Annotated in this window: 14 protein-coding genes; 6 read left to right on the top strand and 8 right to left on the bottom strand. The window is 42.5% G+C overall.

Going from position 1 to position 12086, the window contains the following annotated elements; translation table 11 throughout:
• The first annotated feature begins 76 nt into the window (after positions 1-76).
• The 4 genes from secA to HJG39_RS02225 all read left to right on the top strand — a co-directional run bounded on the left by secA (position 77) and on the right by HJG39_RS02225 (position 4039).
• Entirely contained in the window at positions 77-2776 is a 2700-nt protein-coding gene (gene secA / locus HJG39_RS02240; protein ID WP_268406326.1) for a preprotein translocase subunit SecA, read from the top strand.
• Between the two features lie 80 nt (positions 2777-2856).
• Positions 2857-3246 (top strand): 8-oxo-dGTP diphosphatase MutT, encoded by a 390-nt coding sequence (gene mutT / locus HJG39_RS02235; protein WP_268406324.1) that lies wholly within the window; start codon positions 2857-2859, stop codon positions 3244-3246.
• A gap of 2 nt (positions 3247-3248) precedes the next feature.
• A complete protein-coding gene (locus tag HJG39_RS02230; RefSeq protein ID WP_268406320.1) occupies positions 3249-3647 on the top strand; it encodes a hypothetical protein in 399 nt (132 codons plus the stop codon).
• A gap of 2 nt (positions 3648-3649) precedes the next feature.
• Positions 3650-4039 carry a hypothetical protein gene (locus HJG39_RS02225; RefSeq protein WP_268406318.1) on the top strand — a complete coding sequence of 130 codons (390 nt, stop codon included), beginning with the start codon at positions 3650-3652 and terminating at the stop codon, positions 4037-4039.
• A gap of 5 nt (positions 4040-4044) precedes the next feature.
• Here the strand turns inward: HJG39_RS02225 and yacG are convergent, their stop codons facing one another.
• The 8 genes from yacG to HJG39_RS02185 form a co-directional block, all read right to left on the bottom strand.
• Entirely contained in the window at positions 4045-4266 is a 222-nt protein-coding gene (gene yacG / locus HJG39_RS02220) for a DNA gyrase inhibitor YacG (protein ID WP_268406315.1), read from the bottom strand.
• A gap of 31 nt (positions 4267-4297) precedes the next feature.
• Positions 4298-5050, bottom strand: a complete 753-nt coding sequence (zapD, locus tag HJG39_RS02215) for a cell division protein ZapD (protein ID WP_268406313.1) — start codon at positions 5048-5050, stop codon at positions 4298-4300.
• Between the two features lie 99 nt (positions 5051-5149).
• Positions 5150-5764: a dephospho-CoA kinase gene (coaE, locus tag HJG39_RS02210; RefSeq protein ID WP_268406312.1), complete on the bottom strand. Its 615-nt coding sequence runs from the start codon at positions 5762-5764 to the stop codon at positions 5150-5152.
• The gene (locus tag HJG39_RS02205) at positions 5761-6642 is read right to left on the bottom strand and encodes a prepilin peptidase (RefSeq protein WP_268406311.1); all 882 of its coding nucleotides are present in this window, start codon (positions 6640-6642) and stop codon (positions 5761-5763) included. The genes coaE and HJG39_RS02205 overlap by 4 nt, the downstream gene beginning before the upstream one ends.
• Before the next feature lie 60 nt (positions 6643-6702).
• Positions 6703-7920 carry a type II secretion system F family protein gene (locus tag HJG39_RS02200; RefSeq protein ID WP_268406308.1) on the bottom strand — a complete coding sequence of 406 codons (1218 nt, stop codon included), beginning with the start codon at positions 7918-7920 and terminating at the stop codon, positions 6703-6705.
• Between the two features lie 92 nt (positions 7921-8012).
• Positions 8013-8426 (bottom strand): pilin, encoded by a 414-nt coding sequence (locus HJG39_RS02195; protein ID WP_268406305.1) that lies wholly within the window; start codon positions 8424-8426, stop codon positions 8013-8015.
• Positions 8427-8756: 330 nt separating this feature from the next.
• Positions 8757-9641: a carboxylating nicotinate-nucleotide diphosphorylase gene (nadC, locus tag HJG39_RS02190; RefSeq protein WP_268406302.1), complete on the bottom strand. Its 885-nt coding sequence runs from the start codon at positions 9639-9641 to the stop codon at positions 8757-8759.
• Between the two features lie 79 nt (positions 9642-9720).
• On the bottom strand, positions 9721-10263 hold the full coding sequence (locus tag HJG39_RS02185) for a retropepsin-like aspartic protease family protein (RefSeq protein WP_268406299.1): 543 nt from the start codon (positions 10261-10263) through the stop codon (positions 9721-9723).
• 109 nt (positions 10264-10372) lie between these two features.
• Between HJG39_RS02185 and ampD the strand changes: the two genes are divergently transcribed.
• Positions 10373-10942: a 1,6-anhydro-N-acetylmuramyl-L-alanine amidase AmpD gene (gene ampD / locus HJG39_RS02180; protein ID WP_268406296.1), complete on the top strand. Its 570-nt coding sequence runs from the start codon at positions 10373-10375 to the stop codon at positions 10940-10942.
• Positions 10929-11753 (top strand): beta-lactamase regulator AmpE, encoded by an 825-nt coding sequence (gene ampE / locus HJG39_RS02175; protein ID WP_268406294.1) that lies wholly within the window; start codon positions 10929-10931, stop codon positions 11751-11753. The genes ampD and ampE overlap by 14 nt, the downstream gene beginning before the upstream one ends.
• The last annotated feature ends 333 nt before the right edge of the window (positions 11754-12086 follow it).

The following is a 12086-nucleotide window of genomic DNA, read 5'->3' as shown; positions in this document are numbered from 1 at the left end:
ATTGATTTGGGTTTTTAATTATGTAAATTGCAGCGGAATTTGCATCGAATAAGAATAATTGGGAAACGAAAAATCCATGTTGTCGAGCATTCTCAAAAAGGTCTTTGGTAGCCGTAACGACCGTACAATAAAAAAACTAAATAAGATTGTGGCTCAGATCAATGCGTTAGAGCCAGGATTGGAAGCGTTAAGTGATCAAGAAATCAAAGACAAAAGCACAGAGCTAAAACAGCGTGTTTTAGATGGTGCAACCTTGGATTCGGTTCTCGTGGAAGCCTTCGCCATTGTCAGAGAAGCCAGCAAGCGAGTATTTGAAATGCGTCATTTCGACGTTCAGATGCTGGGAGGTATTGTTTTACACCAAGGTAAAATTCCTGAAATGCGTACAGGTGAAGGTAAAACTCTGACAGCCACCTTACCCTCTTATTTAAACGCACTTAGTGGCAAAGGGGTTCATATCGTAACGGTAAACGATTACCTTGCTAGACGTGACGCAGATTGGAGCCGTCCCTTATTTGAATTCTTGGGTATGACCGTAGGCTGCAATGTGCCGGGCATGCATCCAGACGAAAAGAAAGCAGGTTATCAGTGCGATATTACTTACGGTACTAACAACGAGTTTGGTTTTGATTACCTTCGCGATAACATGGCGTTTTCTCCTGAAGAGCGTGTTCAGCGTCCTTTAAATTATGCCGTTGTGGATGAGGTCGACTCTATCCTAATTGATGAAGCTCGTACGCCACTCATTATTTCGGGTCCTGCCGAAGATAGCTCTGAAGTGTACAAGAAAATCAATGGCATTATTCCTCAGCTTGAACAGCAAGAGAAAGAAGATGAGGAAGGCGTTGAAAGTAGCGGTGACTTTACTATTGATGAAAAATCGAAGCAGATTTATTTAACGGAACGTGGTCAAGTTCGAGTAGAAGAAATCTTAAAACAAAATGGCATGTTAGAAGAAGATGATTCGCTATATGCCCCAGCAAATATTTCTTTGATGCATCATGTTAATGCGGCTTTACGAGCGCATAAGCTGTTTCACCGTGATGTTGATTACATCGTAAAAGGTGACGACGTTATTATTGTTGATGAACATACGGGCCGTACAATGGAAGGTCGCCGCTGGTCAGACGGTTTACACCAAGCGGTCGAAGCGAAAGAAGGTGTTCGTATTCAAAATGAGAACCAAACGCTGGCTTCTATTACCTTCCAGAACTATTTCCGTATATACAACAAATTGGCTGGTATGACAGGTACGGCCGATACAGAAGCATTTGAATTCCAGCATATTTACGGTCTAGAAACGGTTGTCATTCCTACGAACAGAGAAATGGTTCGTAAAGATATGGCAGACTTGATTTATCTGACAGCCCAAGAGAAATATGAAGCCATTATTGAAGATATCAAAGATAGGGTAAAAGCAGGCCAACCTACCTTGGTGGGAACCGCGTCTATCGAGAATTCCGAGTTGTTATCTTCAATTCTGAAAAAACAAAAAATCCCTCATAAAGTGCTAAACGCCAAATTCCATGCTCAAGAAGCAGAGATTATTGCGCAAGCAGGTCAGCCTAGCGCTGTCACGATCGCAACGAATATGGCGGGTCGTGGTACCGATATTGTCTTAGGCGGGAGTTGGCAAGCTGAGGTAGCCGCTCTTAGCGAGCCAAGTGATGAGAAAATAGCCAAAATAAAAGAAGCATGGAAAGAGCGCCATGCCAAAGTATTAGAGTCCGGTGGTTTACATATCATTGGGACTGAACGACATGAATCGCGTCGTATCGATAACCAGCTTCGTGGGCGCTCCGGTCGTCAGGGCGATCCCGGCTCATCACGTTTTTATCTATCACTAGAAGATCCATTAATGCGTATTTTTGCTTCCGAGAGAATGGCAAGCATGATGAAGCGATTAGGTATGGAGCGTGGGGAAGCAATTGAGCACCCTTGGGTTACAAAAGCAATTGAGAATGCACAGCGCAAAGTTGAAGGTCGTAACTTTGATATCCGTAAGCAATTGCTTGAATTTGATGATGTTGCAAATGATCAACGTAAGGTTATTTATGAGCAACGTAATGAGCTGCTGGATGAGGGAGACATCAAAGAAACTATCGAAGCGATTCGTGGTGATGTTTTAGAAAGCGTTATCGATCAATATATTCCGCCAGAATCTTTGGAAGAAATGTGGAGTTTGCCTGAATTAGAAGAGCGCCTTAAGTCCGAATTCTCATTAGACCTACCTATCCAAAAATGGATAGAGGAAGATGATAAGCTTTACGAAGAAAAGTTGCGTGAGCGCATTCACGATGAGTTAGCAAAAGCCTACGCAGATAAAGAACAGCAAGTTGGCGAAGAAGTATTAAGACACTTCGAAAAAGCTATTATGTTGCAAAGTTTAGACAGCCATTGGAAAGAGCACCTCGCGGCAATGGATCATTTACGCCAAGGCATCCATCTTCGTGGTTACGCGCAAAAGAATCCTAAGCAAGAGTATAAGCGTGAATCATTTGAACTCTTCTCTGAAATGCTAGAAACGCTAAAAGTCGATGTGGTTAGTATTTTGAGTAAAGTACAAGTGCGTGCAGAATCAGATGTTGAAGCCGTTGAAGAGAAGCGTCGTCAAGCGGCAGAGCAGGCACCAATGAATTTCCAGCATGAGCCTGTTACCGACAATACTGAAACAGCACAAAGCACGGCGGACCAGTATCCGAAAGTGGGTCGTAACGACCCTTGCCCATGCGGTTCAGGTAAGAAGTACAAGCAATGTCATGGTAAATTAAGCTAAACGTTAGCTTGTATTTATTGTTGCATTCATAAGGGTTGATAATTTTTTATCAACCCTTTTTTGTTTGAGGAAAATGAAAAATGAAACAAATTCATGTTGCGGTGGGCGTTATTTTAAGAGGAAAGGATACTTTTATTACGCGTCGCTTAGCTCATCAGCATCAAGGTGGAAAGTGGGAGTTTCCCGGCGGTAAAATAGAGCCCGGAGAGTCTGTTACACAAGCATTGTCTCGGGAGCTACAAGAAGAAGTGGGCATCTGTATTGATGCTTCTGAGCCATTGATGGTCATCGAACACAATTATCCAGATAAATCAGTAAAGCTGGATATTCACCGAGTTTTTTCTTTTTCCGGTGAGCCTGCTGGTGCAGAGGGACAGGAGTCAATGTGGGTGTCGATTCATGAACTGCCTAGTTTAGACTTCCCCGATGCAAATGGGCCTATTATTGAAAAATTAATTGAAGTCGCTTAATTGTGCTTAACACAGAGCAGAAAAGCGTCCCTTTTCCTACGCTAGTGCTAGATGCGATCAGCGTGTGTTTTAGCACGCTTCTCACCTTTATCCTCATCGATGGCCTTAGTTTTCACCCTGTTGTTGCATCGGCAATGGTCGGTTTTCTAGGTAGTTTTTTATCGGGCAACAAGTATGTGAAAACAACGGATTTACACAACAATATCTTTATTGGCAGCTTCGCAGGAATGTGTTCGGGAAGTCTGGTACTAGGGCTGAATGAAGTCTTGGCTGTGGGCTTAATCTCAGGCTTTCTGTGTTCAGCATCTAATGCTTATTTCCACGGCTTGGGTGGACGTTTGGGCTCAATTGCATTTATTGCCAGCCTTATCATATTAGGGGATCTAGTCTTGTGGAATTAGTTATGTATTTAGTTCCCTTGTTAGCAGCAGTTAGCACGTTTGCGTTATACAGGCGTTTTCAGGGAAATATTGTTCGAATAGCAACGGGTGTGACACTTGTGTTTTGTTTGTTGGTAACAGTGTTTATGAGCGTTCACTCATTGGCTTTTGATAGCCTATTGACACTGTTTTACGCGGGCACATTTGTTGGAATGTCGACGAGAAAGCACTTCTCCTATTTGGATATTAGTATTGCTTCATTGATATTAGCTGGTATTTACGCGTTGATGTATCGGGAAATTGACCAACTCGGCGGTGCGCTAGGGTTTATGTCTTTTTGTTCTGTGTTGGTTTCTATGGCTGTTAGAAAAGCGCACAGTGTGATGCAAGCGGCTATGGTCAATCAGAAGTAACGCGCTTACTCTTTGAAAAAATCATCAGGCATCTGGCTGAGCATTTCTTCAACACTTTCAGGATCAAGCAAGATCTCGCTTTGTTCATCTTTTAGTGGAATTGCATGGCTCTCTGAGGTCCATTCTCCTAAATCAATAAGCTGGCAGCGTTTACTACAAAAAGGGCGATATGGGTTACTGGAATCCCACTCAATAGATTTATGGCACTGGGGGCAATCAACTTTCATAAAATATCAGTCTTAACGAATTGGGGGGAGGCTAGCAACAAGCTAATTTAAATTCGGTGTCATAATCAACTGCCACTTTCCCCGATGAATCAGCCTCAAAAAACATGAAGCGGATGGCGTAGCGGTATTTGTTACCACTTAATGTTGGATAGTAGTTATGGTTATAAGCACAAAATACACGAATGAGATCATTTTTATCGTCGGCTACACCCTGATAAAAGCCATTGGTTGCTGTTACCGTTTCAAAGCGTCCTCGCTCTCTTAAGAAAGACAGCGTAATGTCGATCGCTTGGTGAATGAGTGCGAACTCTCCTACCCAACGTTTCATATCGTGTTGAACTTTTTCTTCTGGCTGTTTCAACCAAAAGTGTAAATTAGGAAGATCAAAGCTACAAGTTGCACCGGGGATGGAAAAACGTTGGCGAATAGAGCTTAAAAAACGATCATCTTTTAACTTGGTGCCAATCTTATTGCTATTTTTCAATTTTTCCCGAAGCTCGATGATTTTATTCATTGCTTGGCTTAGAGCTTCCTGATCAATTTTAGGGTGTTTCGACCAGTGTTGTAGGTTCTTTTTGTGAGCTTCAATATCTTTGAGAATATCGGTGCGAATATCAATGCGTTCTAAGAGGTCAAGCAGAGTAAAAAAACAGTCAAAAAAGCTAATGAACTGCCAATCCTCGGAGCAGTTTTGTGCGTAATCGAGTTGTTTGAAAAGTTGCTCCAATCTTAGGTAGGTGCGTACCTTTTCATTCAACGGAAATTCGTAAACCGTATTGCTCATTACTTTCTCTGTGTCAACTTCAAGGAGGTGTGCTAGCCATTTGCTTTAGTTTATATTCACTAAGTAATAACGTTACATTACTTTAGCTGAATTATCCTGTCATTTTGACGACTTGTCATGACTTTGCAATAGATATCCTTGATGTAATTGCTGCACGTTAGCTTTTAAAGCATCAAAGTCCCCGCTGTTGTCTATAATATCATCAGCATAGCGTAGTCTTTCCTGCCGAGAACATTGCGATTTCATAATGTTTTTAATCTGCGCTTCATGCGCTTGGTCGCGACTTTGGGTACGAGTGAGTTGCTGTTTCTCTTGACAGTCGACCACCAGAATTTTATCAACAAGGTGTTGCAGCTTATTTTCTACTAATAGTGGAATTTCAATAATGCAGTATGGTGATGTCGCTGCTTTAGCCTGTTCAACCATACCTTCACGAATGCGGGGGTGAAGTAGGTTATTGAGCCATTGCTTTGCCTCGGACTGAGAGAAAACAATTTCGCGCAACGCCTTTCTATCGAGTTCTCCTTCTGGTGTTAGGACTTCGCTTCCAAAGTGTGCTGTTATTTTTGCCAATGCATCAGAGCCTTTCGCTACGACTTCTCTTGCGACCACATCGGCATCAATAACATCAATGCCTAAATCAGCAAAAAGTGACGCTACGCTACTTTTTCCACTGCCGATACCACCTGTTAATCCAACAACAAATTCACTCATCCTAAAACGTATCCCCAATATTGCTGTGCAATCCAATCTCCGTATAAAAATGTTAGCCAGCCAGCAATGGCTAAATAAGGACCAAACGGTATTGGAATGTTTTTATCTTTGCCTTTAATACTCAGAATGATAATGCCAAGTATTGCCCCAACGAAAGAAGATAGAATGACAATAATGGCTAAATGCTGCCATCCTACCCAAGCGCCTAATGCCGCTAGCAGTTTGAAATCTCCATATCCCATGCCTTCTTTTCCCGTTAGTAATTTAAACCCCCAGAAAAGCGACCATAAGACTAAATAGCCAGCCGTTGCACCAATAATAGCCTCTGTTGGCGTAACAAAAATTGAGTCGATGCTTATCAGCAGACCTAACCACAACAAAGGTAGTGTGATTTGGTCTGGTAGTAGCATGGTATCGGCATCAATAAAGGTTAAAGCGATAAGTGACCAAGTAAGAATCAGGGCGGCAAGGCAAGCATAGGTTGGCCCAAAATGAAAAGCGATGACAAGTGATAGTAACCCTGTGAGTAGCTCAACTAACGGATAGCGCGCAGAAATGGCGGCTCTGCATGAAGTGCATTTTCCCCGCTGAATTAACCAGCTAATCAAAGGAATGTTTTCCCAAGCTTTTATTTTATGACCACATTTAGGGCAGGTTGAGCCGGGGGTGGCGAGGTTAAAAGCGGGCTCTGTATTGGACGATGTTGAGTCATCATTATCAAAGTAGCTATTAAATTCTGCCTTCCAGTTTTTTTCCATCATGATAGGTAATCGATGAATGACAACATTTAAGAAGCTACCAATCATCAAGCTGATAATAAATGTGATGGTGTAGAAAAAGGTTGGGTACAGGGAAAACAGTTCAAAAATGTGAAACATAAGAAGGGATAATTTATTTTAAGTTATATTTGTGAGCTGACTTTGCCAGAATTCGAGGTGTTATACCACCATTCCCATTTGGAAAATAGGTAAATACATTGCAACAATAAGGCCGCCGATAATAACGCCTAATACAGCCATAATCATTGGTTCAAGTAAGGAGGTAAGCCCATCCACCATATCATCCACTTCTCGTTCATAGATATTGGCAACTTTGTCGAGCATCGCATCCACAGAGCCAGATTCTTCCCCAATAGCAACCATTTGCGTCACCATATCTGGGAAAACATTAGTCGCTCTCATGGCGACATGCATGGGCAAACCGCCAGCAACTTCATGTTTAATAAAAAGAATGGCATCTCGAAATACGGCGTTGCCGGATGCGCCTGCGGCTGAATCTAGGGCTTCAATGAGCGGTACACCTGCTGCGAAAGTTGTGGAAAGCGTTCTTGTGTAACGAGCGATAGCCGCTTTTTTCAAGATTTCACCAATCACTGGAATTCGTAGGACTTTTTTATCGATATTGTCTCTTAATTTTAGGGAGCGTTTGTAAGTGCGTCTAAAAAATAGGGTAAAGGCAACAAGTCCAATGGCGATGAAAATACCGTAATCTTGTATAAAACGTGAGATGTTAAGCACCATCTGGGTAAATGCGGGTAGTTCCGCACCAACACTTTTGAAGATGTCTTCAAATTGAGGAACCACAAAAATGAGTAGAATAGCGGTAACGACAAATGCCACAACGAGCACCGCAATTGGGTAAAACATCGCTTTCTTAATTTTTGATTTAAGCGCTTCTGCTTTTTCTTTATAAGTCGCGATTCTGTCGTAAATGGTTTCAAGCGCACCAGATTGTTCACCGGTTTGTACCAAATCACAGTACAAATCGTCGAAATGTTCTCGATGTTTTCGTAGGGCCTGTGAAAGTGGGTTTCCCGATTTGACTTCATTACCAATGTCACCAAGCAGCTTTCGCATTGGTTGTTTGGCATGACCTTGTCCTATCATATCGATCGTTTGAATGAGCGAAACGCCCGCACTGAGCATGGTAGCAATTTGCCGAGAAATAACACATATATCAGCAACCTCTACTTTCTGTCCCGTGCCGAATAAAGGTTTTGCTTGTTTTCGCACTTTCGTGGCAGAAATCCCTTTTCGTCTTAGTAAATTTTTAACATCACTGATTGATTCACCAGTTAGTTCACCTTTTACGGTTTGCCCTTCTCGGGTTTTGCCTACCCAGTTAAAAATTTCCAAGGTTTGTTCGGTATTCGCCATGATGTTGTCAGTCATTCAATAAAGAAATTAAACGATAAAAGCCCAGAACAAAACTGGGCTTGGCTTCGAGGGGGACAATTCTTAGCTAAGCACTAGCAAAGCTGTGCTGCTTGGCAAGTGCCGCCGACAGTCCATGAAACAACTTGGTTGCCTGCTGCGTTTAGGTTTGGCGTTAAAATATAAGTTGAGTCACCAAACTCACCCGTTGGCGCTGTGGCGGTGATGACACCAGCGACTGTGTCTACACCTGCAATGTTAGCGGCAGCAGCTACTGTTGCAGGAATACCATTTTGACCCGCGTTACAGTTCGCAATTGTGCCAGTGACTTGTACACAAGTTTCAACCTGTGTTTTGGCGCTTGCGGTTGCATTTACCACCTCAGAGAATCCGGCTCGTTGTGTGTAGCCTTGATAAGCAGGTAATGCAATTGCTGCCAAAATACCAATGATTGCAACGACAATCATTAGTTCGATAAGCGTAAAACCTTTGTTGTTTTGTTGTTTCATGTCTTGTTTCTCCAAAGCTCATTCGATTTAGGAATGTTTACTTATTAATCAATCTGATTGTTATGACTATAGCCAATAATGCGGTTAGCTCCAGTCGATTTGGTTGTTAGTCTCAGTTGCAGTATATGAGTCAAAAGTCCTCTGGAAAGTATGCTTTGAAATACGTAAGTAGGCGTTTGAAACTAAAGTTTCTCGATTCATGGCGAGAGGGGGATGGGTTCGTGAACTAATTCACAGTTTGCGTATGGAGATTGTATGCTTATATATAAAACTTCATTCTTGAAGGCGCTACCGTCATAGGTAGCGCGCAAAGGTAAAAGGTGTGTTTTTCTATTTTCTGACTCTTAATGATAGGTCAATAGCGTGTATGTGTTTGGTAATTGCACCAGAAGAAATGTAATCAACACCGAGTTTTGACAAAGAGGTAAGGTGTTCATTGGTTATATTCCCTGATACCTCTAACTTTGCTCTGCCCTGATTAATTTGTACTGCTTTTTCCACATCTTCATAGCTGAAGTTGTCGAGCATAGTTACGTCTGCGCCAGCCTCTAATGCTTGGCTAAATTCTTGTAAATTCTCAACTTCTACTTCTACGGTTTTTTCTGGGTGCTGGCTTTTTGCCGTGTGCACTGCTGCTTCAATCGATCCGCACGCCATAATATGATTTTCTTTAATGAGATACGCATCAAACAAGCCAATTCTATGATTAAAGCCTCCACCACAAGTGACAGCGTACTTCTGTGCATAACGTAATCCGGGAATCGTTTTACGTGTATCCAATAACCGTGTTTGGCTACCTTTTAATAGGGCGACATAGCGACTTACTTGGGTTGCAGTTGCCGATAACGTTTGCACAAAGTTCATTGCAGTGCGCTCGCCTGTGAGAATGCTGCGGGCATTGCCTTCGAGTGTGCAAATACGATCATTGGGTTGCAACGTATCGCCATCTTGAGCAAACCATTGAATCACTACCTGACTATCAATGTGTTTGAATACCGCCTCCACCCATGCTTGACCAACAAAAACACAGTGTTCGCGAGTGATTAGATCGGCAACAAGTTGATTGTTTGCGGGAATAAGGTTTGCTGTAACATCCCCCTCGTTTGGCGACAATCCACCTAAGTCTTCATCTATAGCGTACTTCACGGATTGCTGAATTTCTTTTTTCAATAGCGCTTCGAAAGGCACTGGTTGGGTAAATGTGCTTTGTGTCATTTGATCTGCTTACTTCTTTTGGGTCGTCGTCAGGTTAAATTGATGGGAGTCTATGTTGCGTTAATCAATACTGTGTTGCCTAGTTGAAACGGGTATCTCTCAACACTAACCAGCCATCTTTTTGGGTGAATTCTAAATCTTTTAATGCGCTCATGCCTAATAAGATCTCATCACTTTTCATTCCGGGATTTAATGTGCCAGAAACATCATTGAGCGTAATGTCGCCTAGGGTGAGTTCGCTAATTCGGGTGTTGAATACTGTTACGATGCCATTGGCGGTTTGCGCGCGTCCTTGCATACCGGGAATTAAACCGAGTTCGTCAGTAAGATGTGCAGGAATGGACACACTTGTCGCGCCTGTATCTAGTAAGAATACGACTTTTCGCCCATTGATGCTCCCAGTCACCACATAATGTCCCATCATGTTTTGTTTTAATCGCACCTCTACACCGGAAGATGAGCGATAACTTTGTGGCTCAGCGTTTGGGTTAATTCGCTCCATGAGCAAGTCGTCAAACCAGATCGTTACCAGCAATAAAGCAGCGATCCACGCAAGAGCAAACATCCACTTTCCCGTTTTATTGTGCTGATTATTTGATTCTGGTGACTGGGGCTCTTGCATAACGTATTGCGCTCTTAATGATAAGTGTTTGTTGCGAGTGTTGTTTGATTTAGAAGTGTATTACACTGGCAGCTAAGTTCATATTTTAGCTGAATATAATGGGGGTTGAGTGGATATTATCCAAGGTAAACTTGGTGATGATTGCTTTGTTGAATCGCCTTTTTACAACCAAAGGCCGCTAGGTCAGGCGCCAAATCTATTAGTCATACATAATATTTCACTTCCTCCGGGCCAATTTGGTGGACCTTATATTCATGATTTATTTACTGGCAAACTAAATGCCGATGAACATCCGTTTTTTCAGGAAATCTCGCATTTGCAAGTGTCTGCACATTGTTTGATTCGCCGCAGCGGTGAAATTGTGCAGTTTGTCAATTTCAATGACCGTGCTTGGCACGCAGGAGTATCAACGTTCCAAGGACGTGAAAACTGCAATGACTATAGTATTGGAATCGAAATGGAGGGCACGGATGTTGAGCCTTATACTGATGCACAGTACCAAAAGCTGATAGCCTTAAGCAGTACAATTATGCAACACTACCCCGAGATTTCTTTAGGCCGCATTGTTGGTCACAACGATATAGCGTTTGGGCGAAAAACCGATCCGGGTGTTGCCTTCGATTGGTGTCGTTATCGCTGTCAGCTGGTTAACTACAGGAAAAATCATGGCGTTATTTAGCTTACTTTTAGTCTTCGCATTAGAACGAATGCTAACCAAGACACGCCTATGGCGAAACGAAACCTACTTATCACCTTACTATTCTGCCATTTCTCGCTTACTGAAATTTGAACAAAGACACTCAGTATTGATGATGTATGTCATTGTATTTATCCCTGCTGTGTTGGTGTTTGTGGTGCAGACACAGGTAGAAAACGTACTATTTCAGTTATTTTTGGGTACCGCCATTTTGATGATTGGGACGGGGTGTCCGAATGTCAGAACCGCTTTTAAAGGGTATCTTCAAGCCGCGAATCGAGGCGATATGGAAGCGTGTGACCTTTACGCCCAAGAATTAAGTTATAAGCCGGATTCAGGGCGTTCATTTGGTCAACATATTGCGTGGATTAATTACACTCATTACATGGCGGTGGCACTATGGTTTATTGCTTTAGGGCCCGCTGGAGTAATGCTTTATATTAGTGCTCGTTACATGGCTGTTCGTTTAGTTCAGGTCAATCATTCACTGACGGCGCAGATTTTTACGGTGCTGCATGTGCTAGATTGGATCCCCGTTCGACTGACGACTTTAGGCTATATGTTAGTGGGCAACTTTACTGATGCCTTCGGTATTTGGGGACGAGCGCTTGTTGATCCTAAAATTTCTGCTGCGGATTTAATTGCAAAAATAGCTAAAGCATCCGAAGTGGTAGAAGTCGGTGCTCAAGATTGCACTGAAGAGCCTTGCACAATGCTGAAATTAGCAAAGCGCAATGTCATGCTGATGTTAGTTGTCGTCGCATTACTTACACTAAGTGGCTGGCTAATTTAATGAACACTGATATTTGAAGGCTGCCATATGTCTATGTTGGCAGTCTTTGGAGTATGGTTGCTGCCGTTAACCTTTTTTCTTCCTGATTTCCTTTTGTAAAGCTAGTTTTCCAGTTAGCTTTCCCTGCATTTATACTGGTCAGATCTGTAACCTTATTGCCACAGAGTACCCATATTCAATGAGTTTTACTGAGTTCCGGTAGATGAAATTATCCCGATTAGAACCGTCAGTGGGTTTACCTAAAGGGAAACTTGGGCTATGCTTTTTGCGGTAAATTGGTCTTACCAATTTACCAAGATGCTGAAAAACACAATTTAAAATCAAGTAAAGCGT

It is taken from the genome of Alteromonas sp. a30 (genome assembly GCF_026788005.1).
Lineage (GTDB): Bacteria > Pseudomonadota > Gammaproteobacteria > Enterobacterales > Alteromonadaceae > Paraneptunicella.
Note: the sequence above shows the minus strand (reverse complement) of the source record. Positions and strands in the feature narration are given on the sequence as shown.